Source organism: Candidatus Tisiphia endosymbiont of Temnostethus pusillus (assembly GCF_964264675.1).
Lineage (GTDB): Bacteria > Pseudomonadota > Alphaproteobacteria > Rickettsiales > Rickettsiaceae > Tisiphia.
In genome coordinates this window covers 797,108-820,763 of record NZ_OZ183472.1, presented here as the reverse complement: position 1 = coordinate 820,763, position 23,656 = coordinate 797,108, and the positions used below count along the sequence as shown (strand labels likewise).

Genomic DNA, 23,656 nt, shown 5'->3' with positions numbered 1-23,656 from the left:
TCACCAAACCTTTGTAACGAGCATCGCAACTATTATATCATGAATTTCTTGTACACTAAGAATTGAGGCATTTATTTTTACTATTCTATTTGGAAATTTAGCTGATATATATTGAAATCCGTCATAGACTTTTTGATGAAATTCAATATTTTTGCTTTCAAATTTGTTATTATTCCCTCGTACTAATGCCCTTGGTAAGGCAATATTTGGATCTATATCAATAAAAAATGTAATATCAGGCATCACATCAGATATTAAAGACTTATGAAGATCATAAACTAAATCAATCCCTATATCTTGCCCTTGATAACAAGCAGTAGAATCTACAAACCTATCACAAATAACTGATATCCCACAATCTAGTTTAGGAATAATCCTTTTATGAACATGTTCATAACGTGCTGCCATGATTTGCAGCAATTCTGACATAGGTAGCAAATCTTGATTAACTAAAATGTCACGCATCTTCTCCGCAGAAATAGTCCCCCCTACTTCACGTGTTAAATCTGCTGAAATATTTTGTGATAGTAAATACTGGTATAACATATTACTTTGGGTGGATTTACCGCACCCTTCTCCACCCTCAAACGTAATAAATTTACCCTTTTTAATTGACATAGCTATCACTATTCATTTCATATAATCTTGAAATAGTTCTGTTAAATTCACCTTTGCGAAAACCATTCTGATATATTTTTATAGGTTCATCTTGTAATGTCATGAATAATACAACCTTATAAAAATAAGCATTATCAACAAAATTAATAAACCTAACAGCTAAGTCTGTGTTATCAGAACTTATTATACGAATATTTTCTACTATTATGATAGAAAATTTTTGGCAAATATTTACATAATCAACATAACCTAATTCTCTTACAAATAGCTCTTCAAAATCTGTCACTAATATTTTTTCACTAGCCATTTTAAAAGATATTTTACGCCCAAAAACTAGGATATCCTTAGAAATTAATCGGTTATTACTATTTAACTTGCTAATAATATTCTGTATCTCAAGCTTATTATCTTCATTAATGGGGTATATTATGCGTCTATTAGTCATGTGTATAATTTTATCTAATCGATAATCATGCTCACTATCCAAATGCATAACTTCAAACTTTTGATAAATCTCTTTAATTATTGGCAAAAAAGAATTTCTTTGTAAACCATCTTTATACAAATCTTTTGGCTCTATATTACTAGTAATGAAGATAAACACCTTATGTCTTATGAGTTCAAGGAGCAGCGGTCCTATTATCATAGCATCAGTTATGTCTTTAATTTCAAACTCATCTATGCATATTACTTCCACCTGCTTTGCATAATTTGCAGCAATTCTTTTGATAATATTATTTTTAGATTGTGATTTATCTTGCAACTGATAAATATCTTTATGTACCGATTGCATAAAGTTTTGGTAATGTACCATTAATTTCTTAATTTGCAATATTTGGAAAAAATGTTGCATTAATACAGTTTTACCATTACCTACATTACCATATAAATATATAGCTTTTTTTGCTAATAAACTGCTATTAAAGAATCTAAAAAACGACTTATCTTCAATTTGTTTAGCAAACTCTTTAATTCTGCTGAGCAAAAGCAACTGCTTTTCGTCAAATTTTAATTCAGGCAATATATTACATTCTCATTTTAGATTTAGTATAACCTGAACCTGAGTTCGATATAAGAATAATTATTCCCCCTGCAAAAGTGATGTCATTCCTAACTAAAAGCAGAAATCCATGATACTTAATAGCCTTTCAGGCTATTTTTAGTCCCCGCCGTAGCAGCACCGAGACTATTAAACTGATCTCCTATATCGAACTCAGGTGTATAGGTAAAATTAGAAAATAAACTAAAAATACTCTGAAATAAATAATAAATATATAACAATTTACACCAAGGCAACCTTATTAAAATATTACTCTAGTTTTTTCTAGCAAGAGTTCTATAACAATATAAATTTTACTGGTACTTTTTTGTCTAGTCATTTACAGTTTACCCAACGATTTATAGGATATGTGAATATAAAGGAAGTAGCTGTCTATTTATACAACAACAAAATGCAAAAATATTCATCTTTTGTAAAAATAGATAAAAAATCTTTAGTAATAATTTATATTTTAGTTTAACCTATAAATTGAATATAAAAATATTTAGGGTTTTTTATGGAAGAAGAAATCAATTATTGGGACAACTCAAAGTATGCACCTTGTCAATATGCTACTAGGTTACTGGACAAATTACGTAAGATGAATGAGGAAGTAAACCGACCAATAGATATTGATGAGGTTAGAAAGGCTATTTATTACGCCAAGAAATATCATGGCAGCCAAATGCGGCAGTCAGGCGAGCCTTATTACTCCCATCCACTAGAGGTGGCATATATGATCTCTGATTATCTTTTTCGCACTGACATTATTGTTACCAGCATACTACATGATACCATCGAGGATACAACACTTACCAAAAAGATGATTGCTTATATTTTTGGGGAGCAGGTTGCTAGTCAAGTAGAAGACTTAAGCAGGAACAAGTCTCACGGGAAGATTAGCTCGGCAGAAACATTAGATATATTACTTCAACAAGAAAAATATGATGTGGCATTGATTAAATTATTTGATCGAACTCATAATATACAAACTCTAGAAACTAAATCACCGGAGAAAGCAAAAAAAATTATAATAGAAACCCTTAGTAGGTTTATGAGCCTTAGTATGTATTTTAATACACCAACAATTGAGCAAAATTTTGCAGAATTATGTTCTAAAGTAATACATAATTATTATAAAACTAATAACTATTAGTTACAGTTATATTCTCCAACTTTGCAAAGTAAAATATCCCAAATCCATAACTTATTACTATAGGCAACATAATACATAGTATTCCTATCTGCCCCATATATTTTGTACAATATATAAAACCAAAAGATGTAACAATAGAAATTGTGGCATGTGCTAAGGCGTATACAATACTACTATAAGTAAAGCGTTTAAAAATAGGGAAATATTTATAAAAAATTGCACTAGCTGGAGCTGGGTCAGGTGCAAATAACACGATCAATAGTTGTATTATAAATAAATGTATAGGAGTGCTGACCCTATAAAGAAAATAAGGGCAAAATATTATAAAAGTAGAGAAAATTACCCACCTGACTTTAATAATCTTTAAAGGGTATATTCTATAACTTAAATACGCTAATAATAGCGTAGTGAATAGCTGTATTATTGAAATAAAAAAGTTATGATAAATGATATCTCCAATACCATAACCAAAAGAATTCCTGAGTATATTACCACAATAAAAATACACAAAGTATGTTGGTACTGGACCAGCACATTGAATTAAAAAATAATAGAATACTGTTTTTTTCTGTACTTTCTCTTCTAAAATCGGATCACCTTTTAATATTTTTCTATCAATAAAATGGTTATCAAAAAATGTTTTTAATCGTAATTTTGCATTAGCAAATTCTTGTGCTTCTCTTAAGTTAGTTCTAGCAACTGTACCTATAGTGGCAATTATCATCCCAAACCAAAAAAGATAGCGCCAATTAAATCCATAGTTAGTAATCAAAAAACCAAAACCTAATGCAACCATTGACCCCAAGGAGGCACAAACCGTAATCAACGTTACAACTGGATATTGTATTGGTGGTTTTGTTATTTCCATTAAATATAACTCTGCTCCCACCCTCTCACCTAAGGAAGATATACCTTGTACTGCACGACATATACTAATAATCCATGAAGCCGTAATTCCAATTTGTTCATAAGTTGGTAAGGTAGCCATAACAAAACACGAGGCTGCCATCATAAAGGTTGTAACAATGATAGTTATTTTTCGACCAATAGTGTCTCCTATCCAACCAAACAGCAATGCTCCAAATGGTCTAAAAACAAAAGTGATACTATATGCAATTGCAGTAAAAAAAGAGGCAGAATCTGGATCATTTTGGGGAAAAAACAGACTATTGAGTAAAACAGCCATATGTACATAAAGCATTAGGTCAAAATACTCTAAGAACGTGCCAATTGAGAGTAATCCAATAGCTTCTTTTTGTTGTTTAGTTAGATTGGTTTGAGTATATATAACTCTACCATCTGCTTGTACAAATTTGCTCATAGTTGTTTAAATCTTACTTATATATTATCTAGAATTATAATTATATATAACTGTTTTAAAAACCCCACATGTCAATTTGACATATGGGACTATAATTTTAGGGTTTGATACTACATAATTTCATAACACATATGGAGTTTCCAGCTAGTACGGTATCTGCTTCCGAGTCAGACGTATCAGGACAAGTTTCGTACGAAGCATTATGCTGGGAAGAAGATGCTCCCTGATATGAGTGAAATTGTTGACAATGCTATTCTAATTGTCTATCAGCCCAACTTGAAGCAGACACAGAAATTTCTTCATCCTTGTTAGGATATTTTGTGGTGATTGCCTTAATAGCATTAACCCATTGCCCTACCTCTGAAGAAACATCAGTATAGACTCGTGTAGCATCCTTCTTAAATATTCCTAAACTGCACTCTTAAACAGATCGAGACTTACCTTGTCTTCTTTCCCGTTACCTTTATCCCCATTATCAAAATCATCAACCATTTTATATTTTGCCATGCTATTAGGTTGATTTATGTTGCCATATTTTAATTAGAATCAATTCTAAAATAATAGTCAACTTATTTTAATAAAAAAATTAATTATTTTTCATAATATAAACAATATTCTACTCGTATGCGATACAACTTTGATAATCAACATCTCTTTGATCTCAGGCTATATTTTTACCAAATACCTCTTTCCCCCCTTCTAATTTGTTTATAGAACCGTGATATTGTTACAACCAAGATTTATTATTTCAATTTTCGATATTATAATTTTCTTGCTATCGTTCAACCAAATCTTCAATACTTATAAACACTATAATAATGGCATTACTCTTGCTAGCACTGTAATATGTGAAGCACCAGAACTTGGTAATATTACTTTTAGAAACTTAACTGCTTTAGTAGGTCTTGCTCCTTTTGCTAGAGAAAGCGGTAGTTATAAAGGTAGAAGAAGTATCTTTGCTGGTAGAGGTAATCTTCGAAGAGTTCTTTATATGGCTGCAGTAGCTGCCTTACGATGTAATAAGCGTTTACGTAATTTTTATGACCACTTAATTGCTAAACATAAACCAGCAAAAGTTGCTCTTGTTGCTGTTATGCGTAAATTACTAGCTTTTATGCACTCTATTGTCAAAAATAATTCTTCTTGCAATGAAAATTTATGGTAAGTTATTATTTTCTTATTGACTTCCATTACGGATGCTCGTGTATTTTCAAATCCAATTCGTAGGATCATTCGAGTATATATATTGATATTAGTAGAATAATTTGTTATATACACTATTTGGATTAACCAAAATTATTTAGGCTACTGGAATAATTTTATTAAAAACTTATTATTAATTGCGGTCGTGGCGAAATTGGTAGACGCGCAGCTTTGAGGGGGCTGTTCTTAACAGAGTGGAAGTTCAAGTCTTCTCGACCGCACCAGTTTTCTATATACTCTCAACTTAGTTGTCTTATAAAACCTAACATGTTAGAATACAAGTGACTCATCCTTCTTGGCTATTGAGGGTACTTTTAGAAAATTCAGTATATATACTCAAATCATTTGAGTATACTCGGTGAACTTCAAGAATTAAGGTCGTCGTATCTAAAAATCGAAGCTGCTCCGTTACTCATGTATGCTCTGCTGCTCGACTTTGCTACTGCCTAGCTCTTCTTGAAGTTGACCTTCGTACTAACTCTTGAAATCATAGCAGTATACTCAAACGAGGAGTTATGCAAAATCAATCAAAAAATATGTTATCGGTTCATCAAAACCAATTTGACGAAACATTTGAGTACATTAATAATCTTCTGAATAATGATGAATTTGACAAAGCAATAGAGATTATGAGTAATCTTCACTATGCAGATCTTGCAGATGTTTTAGATAATATAAATCAGAAAACTTATAAAACAATTCTTCCTTTGTTACAGGATACACTAAAGCCTGAAACTTTAGTACAGCTTAGCGTGAACAGTAAACCACTTATAATGCAAATTTTAGGTGTACAGAAAAGTGTACAGCTAATTAATCAACTTGCTATAGAAGATGCTGTTGAAGTTATCGAGGATCTTGATGATCTAACAAAAGAAATGATCTTAAATAATCTCAAAGCAGAAAAAAGACAGCAAATTATAGAAGGCTGTACTTACCCAGAAGATACTGTTGGTAGGGTAATCGAAAGAAATTTTGTGTCATTTCAAGAAGATTGGACAGTAGCCACGGCTATAGATTTTATTAGACACAAACATATAGCACAAGATTTTCATGCTGCTATTGTACTCGACAGTAAATACCGACCTATAGGTAGTATACTTCTAAGCACTTTACTGAAGCATAAAGGGGATAAGTTAGTAAAAGATCTTATGAATCCTGAATTTAAAATTACCGATGTATTCACTAATTTAAGTGAGTTAAGTTTTATTTTTAAACAATATGCTCTAACAATTGTACCAGTGGTGAATAAAAGCGGCAAGTTAATAGGTACCGTTTCAATAGATAGTATGCTTTACATCATTGAACAACAAACCGAAAAAGATATAATGTCACTCGGTGGCGTTCATACTCAAGATACATTTTACAATCTATTTTATACTGTGAGACACAGATTCCCTTGGTTATTTGTCAATTTAATTACTGCTTGTATGACATCGATAATTATTAACCAGTTTAGTATTACAATCTCAAAACTTATAACACTAGCAGCTATTATGCCTATTGTTGCTTCTATGGGAGGGAATGCCGGCACACAAGCCATGACAGTGACAGTTAGAGCACTTGCCAACAAAGATATTCACCATAATAATGTGCTGAGAGTGATTCTTAAAGAAATAGCTGTATGCGGATTTAACGGCTCTATATTGGCCTTAGTTGGGGCACTATTAAGCTTAGCAATGCTTTCTGATCCAAATCTTAGCTTGATTTTCTCCATAGCCGTTATCCTAACGTTTCTCATAGCTGGTCTTTTTGGCTCAGTAATACCAATTACTCTACATTATTTAAATATTGATCCCGCCACTGGCTCAGGTGTATTCTTAACCACCATAACTGATTCATTTGCATTTTTTACCTTTCTTACTTTAGCTTATACCTTTTTGGTGTAAACTTGCCTTGAGATTATCGAGTTTAAAGTGCTACAAGAAGTATTGAAGTATTAGTTACTCACACCTTACGCATAACCCCTATGGCAATTTAAAAATTGTAGAAAAGTACAAGACATCATTACGAGACCACGTAGTGGTCGTGGCAATCCACATTTATTGGATTGCCGCGTCGCCGCTTTGCGGCTCTTCGCAATGACATTTATGCATTTTAAAAAACAAACTTTTCTATCATTAGCTGTGACTTTTAAACTGCCCTGCTTGAATGCTTATATGATGATGCTTGACAGCCAGTAACAACAAATAGAGATATGTGTTAATAATATCAAAAAGAAACGTAAAGTGAAAATATTTTATAATATAGATAACTTTAATAGCTAATAATTATTGATTTGCAACATCTATATCTATATCTTTACCTGATAGACAAGCTATCATTAGCTGAATTAAATTAAACTAACTCACTTAAAGGAAAAATTTATGCACAAAGGTGAATTCATTGATTATATAGCAAACCAACAAAATTGTACTAAAATTGAAGCTGAAAAGATTATAAATACATTTACCAATGCAGTTACTTCTATTCTTGCTGAAGGTAAAGACGTAATACTGATTGGCTTTGGTAAGTTTTACTCTAGTAAAGTAGCAGCTAGAGCTGGCAAAAATCCTAGAACTGGTCAGCCTCTTAAAATTGAAGCTTACGTTCAACCTAAGTTCTCTGCTGGTGAAAAACTAAAATCTGCCTGCAATGGACGTAAAGACTCAAAACCAAAAACTGCAAAGTAAGTAATATACTCAAATGATTTGAAGAATTGGATTTGAAAATGAATGGTGAGCATGCAAACCCATGATATTTTTAAAAAACAATTCTTTAAATTATTTGATTATACTCTATTTTGAGCTAACCATGATCAAAATGAAACATCGCTTTAATTTGTTACTCATACTTATTAGATTTTATCAATTCTTTATTTCCCCCCTACTTGGTGATAATTGTCGTTTTAATCCATCATGTTCAGAATATGCTAGATCAGCAATAATAATGCATGGTAATATTAAAGGATTATGGTTATTTATTAAGAGAATAATTAGGTGTAATCCTTTCTGTCAAGGTGGATATGATCCTGTGCCTAATACTACCCAACCTGAAAATTAATTGGAAGAGTATACTCGAATGCTTTGAAGAATTGTTTTTTGAAAATATCAGGAACTCGCGTACTCATATACTAAATGTACACCTAGTTCGCTTGCTCCTCATTTTCAACTCCAATTTGTAGGATCATTCGAGTATATAGAGCTACTCATAAAAACAAAATCTTCACGAAGCCTAATTTTTCAAATCATTTTTGCTCAGTCTTTAATCAAATGTAGTAATTTTTCTTTTGCTTCTGCTTTAGCACGTAGGCTTGCATAAGTGTCTTGCTTACTGTCATCTGTAATATGGTTCACAAATACAATAGTCCTATTATCTCTTTGAATCCAACCAACAAACCATCCTTGCTGGAGGTCTAACTTCTTAGTTCTATTTTTATTAAGTTGAGAACCGTTGCCTGTTTTCCCATAAAGTTTCCAGCCGTTTGGTAGTTCCTCCACAAAGAGTATATTTTTTGTCATTTCATGAGATTTAAGACTTATTGGTAATTTGTTATCAATAAGATTCTGTAAGAACACGACTTGCTCTTCAGGTGAAATTTCCAACGAACTGGATAGCCATGAATTCGTTAATCCATTGTTTTTACCTTTATCGCCTGAAACATTTTGATTCCCATAGTTAAATTTTATAACATAGTCTTTGAATTTACTCATCCCAAGCTTTTGCGTCAAAACTTGAGAATACCAAACACAACTATTTTGCATCCATGTTGTTGGATTGTGGGGCTGTTTCCACCTGTCAAGCCAATCTACATAACCTTCTTTAAATGGTAACTCAGGATAAGTCTCATCAACTAGCAATCCTTCTTCATATCCCATTAAACTAATGGCGATTTTGAACGTTGAGCAAGGTGCATAGCGTGATGCACAATCACCTTCTTGTTTGATAATTTTATCATTTTCTTTAGCCAAAAAGCATTTGGTATCTGCCAGTGAAGATGTGTTAAACAATAACCCAATGCTTAAATATAAAATAAGTTTTTTCATTATACCTTCTAAAAATTTAAGTTTGTTTCTTCTTTTATTAAACCAATAAGCCTTATCGGAGCTTCTGTTGCCCCTCTTACCTTAATTGGCAAAGCTAAGATACAGCTTCCTGTTATAGGTATATTTGCCAAATTAGCAACATTTTCAACAATATATTTGCCATTGCTCAAAAACAATTTATGGACGGGAAATCCATCTGCTGGCGTCTAGTGACAAAGTGTCAATACCAAGTCCGCACACACCTCGTTTTGTCAGTATCTCCGCTGCTTCAATTGATATAGAAGGAAAAACGTGATTATAGCTATACTTTCCCGGATCACCCCAAAACTTTTCCCATCCTGTTTTGATCATCACAAAACTTCCCTCATTGATCATTCCGTATTGTTCTTCAAAATGTTCAATGTCCGTTAGGCTTAGACTATAACGCTCATGACAAGAGCTTGATACATCAATAACAACACAAGGAACAACCAGCTGCGATAATGGTATTTGATCAATGATAGTACTCCTGGAATACAGTGTGCTGGTGCATCCATATGTGTATACTCGGTGAACTTCAAGAATTGACGTCGTCGTGTCTAAAGATATCCGCTGCTCACGTACTAATGTACGCTCCGCTGCTCGACTTTGACACTCCTAGCTCTTCTTGAAGTTGACCTTCGTCTACCAACTCTTCATTTACGAGCAGTATACCAATCCCTGCATGCATTTTGAACTGCTGCACACGAAATTCTTCATTCTGTCGGCAGTCAGAATAATCCAATTTAACATCAATATTAAACCCACAACCTCCACTCCACGAAGGAGTCTGCTCATCAAGAGTGTGTGTGAGATCAATAATTTTGTATGGAAAAATCATGGCTATCCCTCCTTCAAACTTACCAAAAAGAATTAGTTCGCAATATTCCTATTATAAAGAAAGTAATATAAACAACTATACATAAAACTATATATAAAGTGTAATTAAATACGTAACCTGTCTGCGATCTACTCACCAAAAAACCAAAGTAATTTACCGTTTTGGCAAAGCTATTTGGACCAAATCTATCTATCACTCTTTGATCCATCAAATTGCATAACTTACTTAAGTTAGTTACTAATCTTACTATCACAAAGTCATAAACCTCATCAAAATAATATTTATGTACCAACAGCTTTTCTATAAATCCTATTTTTATTTTTTCTTTGATTCTTCTATAAAAATAAAGCCCCAAAACAATACCTATTAGTCCCGAAACCATTGGTAATAATTTTATATAAAGAGGAGGATGAATTGCTAGTATTTGGTAAATATGAATGTTAAATATACTATCAAGGAAATAACCATTTGGTTTGTCAAAAAACAATATATAATAACCTATCATTCCTGCAAAAAAACTACCTGCCACTAAAATACTAAGTGGTCCATTCATAATATTAGGTGATTCGTGAACATGATTAAATTGATCAGTAGTTAATCTAGTTTTTCCGTGAAATACTAATAAGATAATCTTCATAGAATAAATGGCAGTCAAAATTGCTGCAACAATTCCAAGAATAAACACGATAGTACCAATACCACCACTACTATATGCTAGCTCTAAAATAGCATCTTTTGAATAAAATCCTGCTAAAGGATAAATACCTATCAGTGCCAGTGAACCGATTAAGAAATTACAATAAGTAATTGGCATTTTGTCTTTCAAACCACCCATCTTAAAAATATCTTGCTCATGACAAGCATGAATCACACTACCAGCTGATAAAAATAATAAAGCTTTAAAAAACGCATGAGTAACTAAATGAAAGATACCGGCATTATAAGCTGACACACCGCAAGCAAGAAACATATAACCAAGCTGGCTACAAGTGGAATAGGCAATAATTTTTTTTATATCATTCTGAACTATGGCAATAGTTGCAGCAAATATACAGGTAACCCCACCAATAATAGCAATAAAGCTCAGTACTCCTACACTATACTCAAATAAATAAGAACACCTAGCTACTAAAAAGACCCCAGCTGTTACCATGGTTGCAGCATGAATAAGTGCCGAGACCGGCGTTGGTCCTTCCATGGCATCAGGTAGCCATATATGCAAGCCAATTTGTGCCGACTTACCCATACACCCAAGAAATAATAGCAAACAGACTATGTCAATTATTGATGCAGTAAAACCCAATATACTTAATTGCATATTAGACAATAACTGTGCTTTATCAAATACACTAGCAAAATCAACTGCCCCAAAATAAACAATAATGGTAATAATCCCCACTATAAAAGCAAAATCCCCTACCCTATTGACAATAAAGGCTTTAATTGCAGCTTTATTTGCCGTTTCTTTTTGATACCAAAAGCCAATTAATAAGTACGAACATAAACCAACTCCTTCCCAACCAAAAAATAATTGGATAAAATTATCTGCTGACACCAAAGCTAGCATAAAGAAGGTAAATAATGATAGAAATGATAGAAATTTAGGTAATCCATCATCATCTGCCATATAGCCAAGAGAATAAATATGCACTACAGCTGAAATCCAAGTAACCACTATAAACATAATAGCAGTCAGCTGATCAACATAAATTGCCCAATTTATGTTCATCTCACCAACCACTAGCCATTTTGCTAAAATTAGATGAATAATGACTTTGTGTACTGCTACATTATAAAATATCACGCTAGCTAATATTGCCGATAAACTTATTGCAATAGTGGCAATAAAAGCTGCTTGCTTCTTGCTAAAACACTGACAAAACAAACCATTGATCATACTAGAGATTAAAGGTAACATTACTGTAAGTGTTGTTGCCAAAGCTATCATATCAATTAGCCCTTCATCTGATTTATATCACCCACTTCTATTGAGCCTTTATTTCTAAAATAAACTAATAATATAGCAAGACCTATTGATGTTTCGGCAGCTGCTATTGTTAAAATTATTATACTAAAAATTTGCCCAGATATCTCATGTGCATAAGTAGAGAATGCCACAAAATTGATGTTTACAGCCAACAGCATCAATTCAATCGACATAAGAATTGTTATGACATTCTTGCGATGCATAAACAAACCAACCATCCCTATACTAAAAATGAGAGCCGATAAAGTTAAATAATGTTCCAAAGTAATAGTACTAATCATATTTGAGTCCTTCTATTCCCTCATTTAAATGTGGTTTGACCATTAATATGGAGTTATCTTTATTTTTAGCATGCTGCTTAGCAATATCCTGTCTTTTAACTCCACTACGATGCCGAATAGTTAAGGTAATACAAGATATCATTGCCACAAATAGAATAATACCCGAAACTTGAAAAGGTAAGATATAATCGGTATATAGTATTTCCCCAATAGCATGAGTATTAGTGACACCTGATGTTATCTCAAATTGGTTATTATCTAAAACTATATCTTTAGCCCCTAAGCAAATTATCAGGACAAGATCAGCAAACATAACGAGTGCTACAGCAATACTAATAAACAAGTTTCTTTTGAATTGTGCAATAATATCCGTAAAACGAACATTCAGCATCATGATAACAAACAAAAATAATACTGCTACTGCCCCAACATATATAACAATCAATATCATTGCTAAAAATTCCGCCCCTAGCAAAACCATTAGCCCTGAACCATTACAGAAAGTAAAGATTAGCCATAAAACAGAATAAACAGGGTTTTTACTAATGACTACCAAACAACTACTTACAACCATTAGCCCGGCAAATAAATAAAAAAACATCTCCATAATTATCTATATTTATAATCATTATGTAGCTTAATTGCTAATTCTTGTTCCCACATATCACCATTTTTCAACAATTTTTCTTTGTTATAAAGCAATTCTTCATGGGTAATAGTAGCAAATTCAAAATTAGGACCTTCCACTATAGCATCAACTGGACACGCCTCCTGACATAAACCACAATAAATGCATTTAGTCATATCAATATCATATCTAGTGGTCCGCCTACTACCATCTACTCTTTCTTCTGCCTCAATAATAATAGCCTGAGCTGGACAAATTGCTTCGCACAACTTACAAGCAATACAACGTTCCTCACCATTGGCGTAACGCCTTAATGCATGTTCGCCCTTAAATCTCGGGCTTATCCGCCCCTTCTCATAGGGATAATTTATAGTTACTTTAGGCTTAAAGAAATACTTCAAAGTTAGACTAAGCCCTGAGATTATTTCAAATAAAAAAAAAGACTTCAGGTAACTAATTATTTTCATTTTATTATACACCAAAAATTTGTAGCACTAAGCATGTTTACAATTTATTTTTTCTTCCTAGAGAAGGTTTTAGGTATACTATATACACTCTTCTGCTCCTACAAATTGTTTTTTGAAAATATCATGGATTTGCATGCTCGCCATTCATTTTCAAATCCAATTCTTCAAAGCATTTGAGTGTACTTAAAAAGTTCTATCTTTTAATAAATCAGCTATTGCCTGATAAGATTTCAGAGCTTTTTCTGGATCACTGGCAATCATTTCTGCTCCAAGTTTCTCATTATTATTCATATTCCATAAACGACAATTATCCGGGCTAATTTCATCAGCCAACATTACCATAAATTCCTCACCATTAAACACTCTGCCAAATTCTAGTTTGCATTCAACAAGCCTTATACCAATACCTGTAAATAATCCACTTAAAAAATCGTATGTTCTTATGGCTTTATGTTTTACTTCATCAATTTCTTGTTTACTTAACCAACCAAAATTTAGTATTTGGTGTTCATTAATTATAGGATGCTTTAACTCACTACTTCTAACTCTAAAATCGATAATTGGATGATCAAATACGTATCCTTCTTCCATAGAGAATTCTTTTACAAACCTACCGCAAGCTACTGTAGAAACTAATATTTGAACGGGGAAAATATCTACAGATTGTATTAATTGCTCACGCATGTTAATTTTTTCAATTAGGTGGTTATCTATTCCTACCATATCAAGTCTGCTCATTATGAAGGACGAAATATTATTATTCAGCACCCCCTTACCCGAAATATCAAAAATCTCTCCGTTTTCTAAAGTAATTTTGTCAGTAAACGCCATAATAAAAGCAAAATCTTCTTGTGACTGATAAAGAGCTTTACTTGAGCCTTGATATAATTTTTGTTTCATTTGAAAAAGATTCTATAGTAGCGGCTTTCACCTTTTGTACAAATTTAATATTTATTATATCAGAAGAATAGATTAAATAAATATTTAATACTAATCCAGCTAGCAGAGATTGCTATAAAAGCTATAATAAGTCCAACTATAGAGGTAATAAATCCAAGAACTATAGTTAATCCATCTCGGTTTAAAAGACCTAATGCCATTATTGTAATGCCCAGTGCAGGTACAGCGTTAGTTAGAGGTAAAGGTATTGATATAGCAATAGAGCAAATCAGCGATATTAAACCAATAAATTGTTCACAATATATAGAGGCTGCGAAACCAAATCTTGGTCGTATATATTTTTCTACAAATTTAATCTTTGGTACAATCTTGTCACTTATATTAATAAGTATATCATTGCTAATTTGATAGTTATTAATTTTGGATGGTAAAGAAACTTGTCTAAAGCCAAGCAACATCTGCATAGATAGAATCATCAAAGGAATACCTACTATAGTAGTAAAACCTGGAGGATACGGCAGCGGAATTGCAACTGGTATTGCAAAAAAAAGTATCGTTAATAGAAGACCGTTTTCATGAAAATCAACTAATAACTCACTAATTCTAGTCTTTTCTTTTTTTTCTTTTTGTCCTAATTTATAAAAAACACTAGATACTGTAGTTCTATCTAGTTGTTTATCTTTTGATGCAATGTTAAACATTTTTACTTAATTTTCTTGTAAATTATACTATATTTTAGATTATTGGAAAATAATTAATAATCAAAGAAATTAATTCCATCAATAATTTTCTTACGTTAGGTTATCTCAAAACTATGATTTTATAGTAATTGAGAAATGCACTACGGAATGTAGCACAATTGTAATGGATTTAGCAAAGAATATTTACTTTATTATCATTAGTTAACTTCAGTTTTGGATTAAAATTTTTAATTTTAATCCAAAACTGGCTAAAATATTCAGAAAAATGCATTCTTGAAGCGGCTGACGAGAGTGCATTTTAACTTTTTTTATCATTCAAGTTGACCATTTTACAAAAAGAGTAAGACCTATGAATAATAATTTACTTGAATTAATATCAATTACACAAAGTTTTACAAAAGATGATCATAGTACGCAAAAGATACTAGATAATGTTACTCTAAAACTAAAACCTAATGAGATAGTTGCGATACTGGGAAAATCTGGTTCTGGGAAATCAACATTACTAAGAATTATCGCAGGTTTTACAAAACCAGTTAAAGGTAAAGTAATACTAAATAAAAAACCTGCTTTTCGTGATCGTTGTGATATTAGTATGATTTTCCAAACATTTGCACTTTTTCCATGGTTGACTGTTTTTGAGAATGTTGAGCTAGGTTTAAAAAGTTTCAATATTTCTGAGTATGAACGTCGCAAACGTGCATTAGAGGCCATAGATATGATAGGACTTGATGGTTTTGAGTCAGCATATCCAAAAGAATTATCAGGTGGCATGAAGCAACGAGTAGGTTTTGCTAGAGCATTAGTTCTCAGACCAGAAATTTTACTTATGGATGAAGCTTTTTCCGCTCTTGATGTTCTAACTGCTAATACCTTAAAGAATGACTTTCTTGATCTGTGGAGTAGTGGAAAAACTCAAATGCAGTCGGTAGTATTGGTAACTCATTCGATTGAAGAAGCAGTAACTATGGCTGACAAAGTGTTAATACTTTCATCTAATCCTGGGCGTATTGTATCAGAATTAGCAATTACCCTCCCTCGTTTACGTGATGTTCAAAGTATGGAATTTCGTACTATGGTAGATAAAATTTATGCTCTCATGGTATCAGCCTATGAAAAACCACCTTTGCCTGTTAGTAATAAACAGAAAGCTATTGTTGGCAACATCAATCAAAAAATTCATTTGTCGGTAAATGAACTGATCGGTAGCATTGAGGCACTTTCTGCATCGCCATACAAAGGTTCTGCAAATTTATCAGAATTATCTAAGATTTTTCATATTAACAATATGGGGGAAATTTTACATATTGTTGGAGCTTTGAAAATATTAAATTTTGCTAATGTTACTTCTGAGAGTATAAAATTAAATAAACATGGCAAGCTTTTTTTCACAAGTAGTTTAGAAGATAGAAAAAAAATGCTTGCTCAGCATTTACTTGACAATATTCCCCTTGCATCCTACATTTGTGAAATTTTACATCAACGTTTAGATCATAAAGCACCTCTTTCGCGTTTTAAGACACAGCTTGAGGATACATTATCTAGTGAAGATGCCACTATAACTTTAAAGTCTATAATAGGTTTAGGAAGATATGCAGAAATCTTCTCCTATGATGATAATAAAAAGGTTTTTAGCTTAGATAATCCAACAGCTTGAAAGTCGAATTGTATATATCGTATAAGGTGATGTTATTGTATTACAATAGATATCTTCGGCAAACTCTACTTCTGTCGGTAATTTCATAGTACCCTACATTTTTTATGTAACCACTATTAAGAAGGGTTCTGACCGTCATTACGAGGAGGCGATGAAATCGCCGACGTGGCAATCTAGGATACGCGAAGCGTTACTCTAAAAAAACAGCTTCGCTGTTTACCTAGATCGCCCCGGCATCTAAAGAGCCTTGCTATGACGATTATAGAAAAATGTAGGGTACTATGCGGTAATTTGTACGTGATACCGGCTACTGTTGTTCCTCACGTACATCATCGTTCACTGCGGGTCGAGATTCCGTGGCTTCTTTAAATTCCTCAGCATAAGCGAGTTTGCCAAAAAGATATAATATTTATGGTGCCGATAGAGGGAATTGAACCCCCGACCTACGCGTTACGAATGCGTCGCTCTGCCAGCTGAGCTATACCGGCAATAGGTTAGCCCTAGGTTCTTATAATACCATTTCCGAAAACTAATCATCATATCGTCGTACTTCATGATCTCCGCTCCTCACATACTAGTTGTACGCAAAGGTAGCCGCCACTCGTACTCCGAGTAGCAATTTAGTTTTGGGAAATGGTATAATAACCTGAATTCGATATAACAAGTTACATCGAATTCAGTATTATATATAGAAACAATCAGGTTTGAAGCGGCTGCCGCCCACCTGATTGTTAAAATGCACTCGCGTCAGCCGCTTCAAGAGTGCATTTTTCCTTATAATAAAGCAAGTATCGATATAAGAATTATTAATTCTTATATCAAGGTTATAATATGTTTTTAAGATATAAGAACCTAGTCAATTTAACATTCTTGACCACTCAGGATCAGAAGCATCTTGAGGGGTGAGAATCTCTCTTTCATTATAACCAGTCAAATCAATGGAATATATACGATTTTTACCTGCTGTTTTGTTTCTAGGAGGCCAGCCTTTAGCAAACATAATTATCCTACCATTGGGTGACCAGCATGGACTTTCAACTAGATATCCACTAGTTATAATTCTTTCAGTATTCTCACCATAGGCAAAGGCTTTCATGACCCCAATTGTAAAACCTTCACCTTGAGATATTTTTGTAAACGCTATGTAATCTCCTCTAGGCGACCAACTTGGTGCAGCATAAACTCCTCCACCAAAACTTATACGTTCAATATTTGAACCATCAGAATTCATAATATATAATTGTCTTGTTCCACTTCGATCAGAATTAAAAACTATTTTACTGCCATCAGGTGAATAGCTAGGAGAGGTATTAATACCAACACCATGGGTCAACTGCTTAGTCGCCATATTATTCAGATCAATTTCAAAAATATGCGTAGCTCCCTTTCTTGCTATCGACATTATAGCTTTGTTTCCTTGGGGTGAGAATCTTGGAGCAAAGGACATACCAGGAAAATTACCAACCAATCTTTCCTTACCTGTTTTAAGATCACGAACATAAACATGTGGTTTCTGCTTGTGAATATAGGATAGATACATGATTTTATCTGCTTGTGGTGAAAATCTTGGAGTAAGAACCAAATTTTTCCCATCTGACAGATATTTATGATTAGCACCATCATGATCCATCATAGCTATTTTCTTTACTCGTTTTAGATAAGGTCCACTCTCTGACACATATACTATTTTTGTATCAAAATAACCTAAATCTCCAGTAATTTTCTCATAAATTTTATCAGCTATTTTATGTGCTACTCTACGCCATAAATGTGTTGGTATTTCAAAAACCTCACCTATAAGATCTTTTTCTAAGCTTGCATCCCATAATATAAAACTAACCTTTAGCTTACCAGAAGAGAGCTTTACAACTTCACCATTAATCAGAAGATTAGCATTAATGTGTCGCCAAGCAGCAAAAAGAGGCTTATGTTTTATCCCCACAATTTGTTCTATAAAAGAAGCAGTAGAAATTGGGTGGAACATGCCGGAAATCTTTAGATCATTAGATATTACACTAATTATATCAGCACCAATTACACTATTCGCACTATCATCTGCATCAAATTTATTAATGGCTATCGGTATTGGATCAACATGTCCTCGCTCTATAACTATAGTTTCTATGGCATAACTATTGAAGTTAGCAACTAACAACAGTATAACACAAAAATACCTGACCACTAATACCACCTAGATCTTTTTTTAACAATATTTAATATCAATTTGTATTTAGGTTGTTTTTGGCGACAGGACCTAAATACAAATTGATGTTAATATATAATAAAAGTTTGGTGGGCGATAGTGGGTTCGAACCACCGACCTTTACGATGTCAACGTAATGCTCTAACCAACTGAGCTAACCGCCCTTGCTTTTCTGATTTAATTTTATACTTAAAACAACAAAGTATACTCTTCTGCTTTAAAGAATTGCTTTTTCAAATACTTGCAGAGTCTATCGCGTACTCACGTAGCAAATGTACGCCTAGTCCGGTTACCCCTTGTTTGTTGTCCCAATTCTTCAAATCATTTGAAATATATATTAAGTTTTCATAGTAACATGTCTAATCTATAATAGCTTCAATTTCAAGTTTTATTTGCATTATTTTAAATATTCAGCTAGAATTCGGCATAAAATTATTAAGTAAATGACCTTAAAATCTCAAGCTTTTAATATTAGCAATAATTTTGTAGTGGCACTGGATGGTCCAGCAGCATCGGGTAAGAGTACAATTGGTCAAATGTTAGCACAAAAACTTAAGCTTACTTACTTTCAATCAAGTATTGTATATAGAAGCCTTGCTATTTCTTGTATAAACCAAAAAATTGATCTTACTGACATAAATGGAATAATTGAATTATCCAAATCTACGGAATATGTACAAAATTCAGAATTTGATAGTGAGATTGTAGGTAATGTAGCATCAAAAATTGCTATTATACCGGAAGTAAGAAATAACCTAGGAAAATATCTAGGAAAATTAATAAAAACAACTCCTAGAATTATAATGGAAGGTAGAGATATTGGAACAGTAGTGGCTCCAAATGCTGACTTAAAGATTTTTATCAGAGCAGATATTATTATTAGAGCAAAGAGAAGATATAAAGAGTTGCAAGAAAAAGGAGGAGAATATATATTTGAGACAGTTTTGGAACAACTAAAAATAAGAGACAAACGCGATATAGAGCGTGATATTGCTCCAACTCTTCCCTCACAAGGAGCTTTAGAAATTGATACTTCTTATCTATCACCAAAAGAAGTGATTGATAAGATCATGGAGTTTATCTCAGTTAGGTAACATCAACATATTTTATGTGCCATAGGTTGTTTTATCTACATTTTATTAACCCTTCATAGTTAATTTAGTTGAATTTGATTACTTAAGGCGAAGAACCACTTGCTTATGTAAATTCAAGTCAATTAACTATAATTTTTATACTAGACGGCACAACTAGTATTAGAGAATAATATGCAAAAATTTAAGAAAAAATTTGTTTCTCAGCTTGCTGAAATTAGTATTCAATCTCACGAAGATTTTGCACAAATGCTTGAATCCGTAAGTACTAGTCACGTAAAAGAAGGTACTGTTGTCAAAGGTCAAGTAGTAGGGATTGCTAAAGGCATTATCATAGTTGATGTTGGATTAAAGAATGAAGGCAGAGTTCCTATAGAAGAATTTGCTCTAGTTAGTAATCAACCTTTACCAGAAGTTGGCGAGATAGTTGATGTATATATTGAGAAAATTGAAGGACGTAACGGTAGAACTATATTAAGTCGTGAAAAGGCCATTAGAGAAGAATCATGGGGACATTTAGAAATTGCATGTGCCAATAAACAGTTTGTTGATGGTGTAATATTCGGACGTGTTAAAGGTGGATTTACTGTTGACGTATCAGGGGTTGTTGCCTTCTTACCTGGAAGTCAGGTAGATGTTAGACCAATAAAAGATATTGCTTCGTTAATGGGTATCAAGCAGCCATTCCAAATTTTAAAGATGGATAAGAAACTTGGTAATATCGTAGTTTCTAGAAGAGCTATACTTGAGGAATCAAGATCTGAGGCTAGAGACGAAATGTTATCGAAAATTAAGGAAGGAATAATATTAGATGGTACAGTAAAAAATATCACTGATTACGGTGCGTTTATTGCTTTAGGTAATTCAGGTAATGTAGACGGTCTATTGCACGTTACTGATATTTCATGGAGTAGAATAAATCACCCTTCTGAAGTTTTATCTCTAGATCAAAAGGTTAGGGTTATAGTTATAAAATTTAATGAAGAAACTAAGAGAATTTCACTTGGTATGAAGCAACTTGATCATAATCCATGGCAAAGTATAAAAGAAGAATTCCCAGTTGGCAAAATAATGACTGGCAAAGTAACAAATATTGCTGATTATGGGGTATTTATTGAATTAAAAGATGGTATTGAAGGGCTCGTTCATTCAAGTGAAATTAGTTGGGTAAAATCAAATCAACATCCTAAGAAAATGCTTACTATTGGTCAAGAAGTTCAATTCACAATTCTAGAAGTTGATACCGATAAACATAGAATATCTCTAAGTATTAAACAGTGTCAAGATAACCCAATTATTGGGTTTGCACATAGTCATGCAATAGGTAGTATAATTAAAGCACCAATACGAAATATCACTGACTTTGGTATGTTTGTAGCACTTGATGACAACATTGATGGTATGATTCATGAAACAGATATAAGTTGGGAAGGCAATGGTACTGAGCTGTTAAAAACATATAAAAAGAATGATCAAATAGAGTGTAAAGTCTTATCAATTGATATTGAAAAGGAACGTATAAGCTTAGGTATTAAACAACTAAGCTTTGACCCCCAGCAAGATGAATTTGGCATGTACAAAAAAAATATGGTCGTTACTTGCTCAGTTACTGAAGTTAAAGATGATGGGATAGAAGTTATTTTAGACGACAAAATACCGGGCTTCATCAAAAAAGCTGATCTTTCTAGTGAAAAAGCTGATCAAAAAACTGAAAGATTTGTTCCTAATGACAGAATTGATGCAAAAATCATTACCATTGATAAGGCATCTCGTAAAGTTACTTTGTCAATAAAAGCACTTGAAATAGAAAAGAGGGAAAAAGCTATCAAAGAATATGGTTCTGCTGATAGTGCTGCTAGTCTAGGAGACATACTTGGAACAGCTCTTGACAATAAAGGAGAGAAAAACGGTAAAACTTGATATTGATTAGACTTTGGCAAACTCACTTATGCTGAGGAATTTAAAGAAGCCACGGAATATTGACCCCGCAGCGGACGATGATGTATGTGAGGAGCAGAACACCGATAGCACGAATAAGTTACCAACAAAAGTAGAGTTTGTCAAAGATATCTATTATTGTTTTGTAGCAAAATCGAAGCCTTTACTTCAATTTTGCTACTCAATTTTTACCTTTTTACCTAAAAACTTGAAAAGTGGTAAACTAATTTTCAAGTTTTTGTTAAGTAATATATAGGATTTCCCCATGGACAGTTTGATAATTAAAGGCGGTATCCCTCTTGAAGGTAGTATTAGCATTAGTGGTGCTAAAAATTCGGCCCTACCAATTATGACTGCAGCATTACTTACAGATAAGCTTAGTATTAACAATGTTCCAAAGCTTACTGATATTCTCACAATGAAAAAATTACTTGAGAATTTAGGTAGCGTTGTTACTGTAACTGATCATCAAGATCAATTGAGCATGGATATCGACAGCAGCAATATTAATAATTTTACTGCACCATATGATATAGTACGTAAAATGCGTGCTTCTATTTGGGTTCTAGGGCCTCTACTCTCTAGATTTTCTAAAGCTAAGGTTTCCTTACCTGGAGGATGTGCTATAGGTGCTCGACAAGTGGATCTACATGTAGCAGTTCTACAAGCTATGGGGGCAAATATTGACGTCGATCATGGTTATATTAATGCTACAATTAAAGGTAGATTAAAAGCTGTACATTTTGTTTTTAATAAAATATCTGTTGGAGCAACAATTAACGCCATAATGGCTGCTACTTTGGCTGAAGGAGAAACAATATTATTTAACTGTGCTAGAGAACCAGAAATCATTGATCTGTGCCATTGTCTTAGCAAAATGGGTGCAGAAATAGATGGAATTGCTACAAACGAAATAAGAATAATTGGTAGATCTCATTTAAAAAATGTCAATTATTCAATTATGCCGGATCGTATTGAAGCCGGTACTTACATGATTGCTGCTGCTATTACTAAAGGCAATTTAAACATTTATGGAATCAGCAATAATATCGTTGAAAATATAGTATTAAAGCTTATTGAAGCTGGTATAGAAATTTTACCTATTGATAATGGTTTAAGAGTCTCTTATGTAGGTAAATTAAATCCTGTGGACATCCATACAAACCCATATCCAGGTTTTGCAACAGACTTACAAGCTCAGTTTATGAGCCTTATGACTCTTTGCAAAGGTTCTTCTATAATTACAGAAAATATTTTTGAGAATCGCTTTATGCATGTTCCTGAATTATGCAGAATGGGTGCAAATATAACAGTTAACGGAAAGAGTGCTATAATACGGGGTATACCTTTTTTGACAGGAGCGGAAGTAATGGCAAGCGACCTCAGAGCATCAGTATCCCTAGTATTAGCTGGACTTGCCGCCAACGATACAACAAGAATACACCGAATCTACCACTTAGATCGTGGATACCAAACATTGGAGAAAAAACTAACCAGTTGCGGGGCAAATATAGTACGAATTACTGGAGGTAATGTTTAAATAAATTTATTCTACTTAGGTAGAACTTCAAGAATTAAGATTCCC

Annotated in this window: 23 protein-coding genes and 3 tRNA genes; 10 read left to right on the top strand and 16 right to left on the bottom strand. The window is 33.0% G+C overall.

Annotated features, from left to right (window positions below; translation table 11 throughout):
• Positions 1 to 618 (bottom strand): dTMP kinase, encoded by a 618-nt coding sequence (gene tmk, locus ACFEL2_RS03985; RefSeq protein ID WP_375332298.1) that lies wholly within the window; start codon positions 616 to 618, stop codon positions 1 to 3.
• On the bottom strand, positions 608 to 1,639 hold the full coding sequence (gene zapE / locus ACFEL2_RS03980) for a cell division protein ZapE (RefSeq protein ID WP_341752067.1): 1,032 nt from the start codon (positions 1,637 to 1,639) through the stop codon (positions 608 to 610). The genes tmk and zapE overlap by 11 nt, the downstream gene beginning before the upstream one ends.
• Before the next feature lie 535 nt (positions 1,640 to 2,174).
• Between zapE and ACFEL2_RS03975 the strand changes: the two genes are divergently transcribed.
• Entirely contained in the window at positions 2,175 to 2,813 is a 639-nt protein-coding gene (locus tag ACFEL2_RS03975; RefSeq protein WP_375332297.1) for an HD domain-containing protein, read from the top strand.
• Here the strand turns inward: ACFEL2_RS03975 and ACFEL2_RS03970 are convergent.
• Positions 2,800 to 4,134, bottom strand: coding sequence for an MFS transporter (locus ACFEL2_RS03970; protein ID WP_375332296.1), 1,335 nt, complete (start codon positions 4,132 to 4,134; stop codon positions 2,800 to 2,802). The genes ACFEL2_RS03975 and ACFEL2_RS03970 overlap by 14 nt on opposite strands.
• Before the next feature lie 718 nt (positions 4,135 to 4,852).
• Between ACFEL2_RS03970 and ACFEL2_RS03965 the strand changes: the two genes are divergently transcribed.
• The 5 genes from ACFEL2_RS03965 (at position 4,853) to yidD (ending at position 8,376) form a co-directional block, all read left to right on the top strand.
• Positions 4,853 to 5,299 (top strand): transposase, encoded by a 447-nt coding sequence (locus ACFEL2_RS03965; RefSeq protein WP_341752072.1) that lies wholly within the window; start codon positions 4,853 to 4,855, stop codon positions 5,297 to 5,299.
• Between the two features lie 177 nt (positions 5,300 to 5,476).
• Positions 5,477 to 5,561 (top strand) — tRNA-Leu (locus ACFEL2_RS03960).
• A 291-nt stretch (positions 5,562 to 5,852) separates the two neighbouring features.
• Complete coding sequence (gene mgtE, locus ACFEL2_RS03955; protein WP_341752073.1) at positions 5,853 to 7,223, top strand: magnesium transporter; 1,371 nt, start codon at positions 5,853 to 5,855, stop codon at positions 7,221 to 7,223.
• 477 nt (positions 7,224 to 7,700) lie between these two features.
• Entirely contained in the window at positions 7,701 to 8,006 is a 306-nt protein-coding gene (locus tag ACFEL2_RS03950; protein ID WP_375332295.1) for an HU family DNA-binding protein, read from the top strand.
• A gap of 130 nt (positions 8,007 to 8,136) precedes the next feature.
• On the top strand, positions 8,137 to 8,376 hold the full coding sequence (gene yidD, locus ACFEL2_RS03945) for a membrane protein insertion efficiency factor YidD (protein WP_341748468.1): 240 nt from the start codon (positions 8,137 to 8,139) through the stop codon (positions 8,374 to 8,376).
• A 194-nt stretch (positions 8,377 to 8,570) separates the two neighbouring features.
• On the opposite strand, the gene blaOXA is transcribed toward yidD, so the two are convergent.
• The 10 genes from blaOXA to ACFEL2_RS03895 form a co-directional block, all read right to left on the bottom strand.
• On the bottom strand, positions 8,571 to 9,359 hold the full coding sequence (gene blaOXA / locus ACFEL2_RS03940) for a class D beta-lactamase (protein ID WP_375332294.1): 789 nt from the start codon (positions 9,357 to 9,359) through the stop codon (positions 8,571 to 8,573).
• 8 nt (positions 9,360 to 9,367) lie between these two features.
• Positions 9,368 to 9,529 (bottom strand): hypothetical protein, encoded by a 162-nt coding sequence (locus ACFEL2_RS03935; RefSeq protein ID WP_341752076.1) that lies wholly within the window; start codon positions 9,527 to 9,529, stop codon positions 9,368 to 9,370.
• 7 nt (positions 9,530 to 9,536) lie between these two features.
• On the bottom strand, positions 9,537 to 9,857 hold the full coding sequence (locus ACFEL2_RS03930) for a cyclase family protein (RefSeq protein ID WP_375332379.1): 321 nt from the start codon (positions 9,855 to 9,857) through the stop codon (positions 9,537 to 9,539).
• A 97-nt stretch (positions 9,858 to 9,954) separates the two neighbouring features.
• Positions 9,955 to 10,218, bottom strand: a complete 264-nt coding sequence (locus tag ACFEL2_RS03925) for a hypothetical protein (RefSeq protein WP_341752077.1) — start codon at positions 10,216 to 10,218, stop codon at positions 9,955 to 9,957.
• A 19-nt stretch (positions 10,219 to 10,237) separates the two neighbouring features.
• Entirely contained in the window at positions 10,238 to 12,166 is a 1,929-nt protein-coding gene (gene nuoL, locus ACFEL2_RS03920; RefSeq protein ID WP_375332293.1) for an NADH-quinone oxidoreductase subunit L, read from the bottom strand.
• A 5-nt stretch (positions 12,167 to 12,171) separates the two neighbouring features.
• The gene (gene nuoK / locus ACFEL2_RS03915; protein ID WP_375332292.1) at positions 12,172 to 12,486 is read right to left on the bottom strand and encodes an NADH-quinone oxidoreductase subunit NuoK; all 315 of its coding nucleotides are present in this window, start codon (positions 12,484 to 12,486) and stop codon (positions 12,172 to 12,174) included.
• The gene (locus ACFEL2_RS03910) at positions 12,479 to 13,093 is read right to left on the bottom strand and encodes an NADH-quinone oxidoreductase subunit J (RefSeq protein ID WP_375332291.1); all 615 of its coding nucleotides are present in this window, start codon (positions 13,091 to 13,093) and stop codon (positions 12,479 to 12,481) included. Before ACFEL2_RS03910 ends, nuoK begins: the two co-directional genes overlap by 8 nt.
• A gap of 2 nt (positions 13,094 to 13,095) precedes the next feature.
• Entirely contained in the window at positions 13,096 to 13,575 is a 480-nt protein-coding gene (nuoI, locus tag ACFEL2_RS03905; RefSeq protein WP_375332378.1) for an NADH-quinone oxidoreductase subunit NuoI, read from the bottom strand.
• A 189-nt stretch (positions 13,576 to 13,764) separates the two neighbouring features.
• On the bottom strand, positions 13,765 to 14,481 hold the full coding sequence (locus tag ACFEL2_RS03900; protein WP_341747414.1) for a phosphoribosylaminoimidazolesuccinocarboxamide synthase: 717 nt from the start codon (positions 14,479 to 14,481) through the stop codon (positions 13,765 to 13,767).
• Between the two features lie 59 nt (positions 14,482 to 14,540).
• Positions 14,541 to 15,182 (bottom strand): exopolysaccharide biosynthesis protein, encoded by a 642-nt coding sequence (locus ACFEL2_RS03895; RefSeq protein ID WP_341752080.1) that lies wholly within the window; start codon positions 15,180 to 15,182, stop codon positions 14,541 to 14,543.
• A gap of 349 nt (positions 15,183 to 15,531) precedes the next feature.
• Here ACFEL2_RS03895 and ACFEL2_RS03890 point away from each other — a divergent pair, with 349 nt between their 5' ends.
• A complete protein-coding gene (locus ACFEL2_RS03890; protein WP_341752081.1) occupies positions 15,532 to 16,839 on the top strand; it encodes a nitrate/sulfonate/bicarbonate ABC transporter ATP-binding protein in 1,308 nt (435 codons plus the stop codon).
• 412 nt (positions 16,840 to 17,251) lie between these two features.
• Here the strand turns inward: ACFEL2_RS03890 and ACFEL2_RS03885 are convergent.
• The 3 genes from ACFEL2_RS03885 to ACFEL2_RS03875 form a co-directional block, all read right to left on the bottom strand.
• Positions 17,252 to 17,327 (bottom strand) — tRNA-Thr (locus tag ACFEL2_RS03885).
• Between the two features lie 368 nt (positions 17,328 to 17,695).
• The gene (gene tolB, locus ACFEL2_RS03880; protein WP_375332290.1) at positions 17,696 to 19,021 is read right to left on the bottom strand and encodes a Tol-Pal system beta propeller repeat protein TolB; all 1,326 of its coding nucleotides are present in this window, start codon (positions 19,019 to 19,021) and stop codon (positions 17,696 to 17,698) included.
• Positions 19,022 to 19,129: 108 nt separating this feature from the next.
• Positions 19,130 to 19,206 (bottom strand) — tRNA-Val (locus ACFEL2_RS03875).
• 279 nt (positions 19,207 to 19,485) lie between these two features.
• Here ACFEL2_RS03875 and cmk point away from each other — a divergent pair.
• The 3 genes from cmk to murA all read left to right on the top strand — a co-directional run bounded on the left by cmk (position 19,486) and on the right by murA (position 23,611).
• Positions 19,486 to 20,136, top strand: a complete 651-nt coding sequence (gene cmk / locus ACFEL2_RS03870) for a (d)CMP kinase (RefSeq protein ID WP_375332289.1) — start codon at positions 19,486 to 19,488, stop codon at positions 20,134 to 20,136.
• Between the two features lie 171 nt (positions 20,137 to 20,307).
• Positions 20,308 to 22,053, top strand: a complete 1,746-nt coding sequence (locus tag ACFEL2_RS03865; protein ID WP_341752083.1) for a 30S ribosomal protein S1 — start codon at positions 20,308 to 20,310, stop codon at positions 22,051 to 22,053.
• Between the two features lie 283 nt (positions 22,054 to 22,336).
• A complete protein-coding gene (gene murA, locus ACFEL2_RS03860; RefSeq protein WP_341752084.1) occupies positions 22,337 to 23,611 on the top strand; it encodes a UDP-N-acetylglucosamine 1-carboxyvinyltransferase in 1,275 nt (424 codons plus the stop codon).
• Positions 23,612 to 23,656 lie beyond the last annotated feature (45 nt).

Excerpts from the sequence above, each read along its gene's own strand:
- ACFEL2_RS03895 (WP_341752080.1), bottom strand. The coding sequence starts at position 15,182 with ATGTTTAACATTGCATCAAAAGATAAACAACTAGATAGAACTACAGTA.
- yidD (WP_341748468.1), top strand. The coding sequence starts at position 8,137 with ATGAAACATCGCTTTAATTTGTTACTCATACTTATTAGATTTTATCAA.
- cmk (WP_375332289.1), top strand. The coding sequence starts at position 19,486 with ATGACCTTAAAATCTCAAGCTTTTAATATTAGCAATAATTTTGTAGTG.
- ACFEL2_RS03925 (WP_341752077.1), bottom strand. The coding sequence starts at position 10,218 with ATGATTTTTCCATACAAAATTATTGATCTCACACACACTCTTGATGAG.
- mgtE (WP_341752073.1), top strand. The coding sequence starts at position 5,853 with ATGCAAAATCAATCAAAAAATATGTTATCGGTTCATCAAAACCAATTT.
- ACFEL2_RS03975 (WP_375332297.1), top strand. The coding sequence starts at position 2,175 with ATGGAAGAAGAAATCAATTATTGGGACAACTCAAAGTATGCACCTTGT.
- ACFEL2_RS03900 (WP_341747414.1), bottom strand. The coding sequence starts at position 14,481 with ATGAAACAAAAATTATATCAAGGCTCAAGTAAAGCTCTTTATCAGTCA.
- nuoK (WP_375332292.1), bottom strand. The coding sequence starts at position 12,486 with ATGATTAGTACTATTACTTTGGAACATTATTTAACTTTATCGGCTCTC.
- ACFEL2_RS03890 (WP_341752081.1), top strand. The coding sequence starts at position 15,532 with ATGAATAATAATTTACTTGAATTAATATCAATTACACAAAGTTTTACA.
- murA (WP_341752084.1), top strand. The coding sequence starts at position 22,337 with ATGGACAGTTTGATAATTAAAGGCGGTATCCCTCTTGAAGGTAGTATT.
- ACFEL2_RS03910 (WP_375332291.1), bottom strand. The coding sequence starts at position 13,093 with ATGGAGATGTTTTTTTATTTATTTGCCGGGCTAATGGTTGTAAGTAGT.
- ACFEL2_RS03865 (WP_341752083.1), top strand. The coding sequence starts at position 20,308 with ATGCAAAAATTTAAGAAAAAATTTGTTTCTCAGCTTGCTGAAATTAGT.
- ACFEL2_RS03950 (WP_375332295.1), top strand. The coding sequence starts at position 7,701 with ATGCACAAAGGTGAATTCATTGATTATATAGCAAACCAACAAAATTGT.
- nuoL (WP_375332293.1), bottom strand. The coding sequence starts at position 12,166 with ATGATAGCTTTGGCAACAACACTTACAGTAATGTTACCTTTAATCTCT.
- ACFEL2_RS03970 (WP_375332296.1), bottom strand. The coding sequence starts at position 4,134 with ATGAGCAAATTTGTACAAGCAGATGGTAGAGTTATATATACTCAAACC.
- tmk (WP_375332298.1), bottom strand. The coding sequence starts at position 618 with ATGTCAATTAAAAAGGGTAAATTTATTACGTTTGAGGGTGGAGAAGGG.
- blaOXA (WP_375332294.1), bottom strand. The coding sequence starts at position 9,359 with ATGAAAAAACTTATTTTATATTTAAGCATTGGGTTATTGTTTAACACA.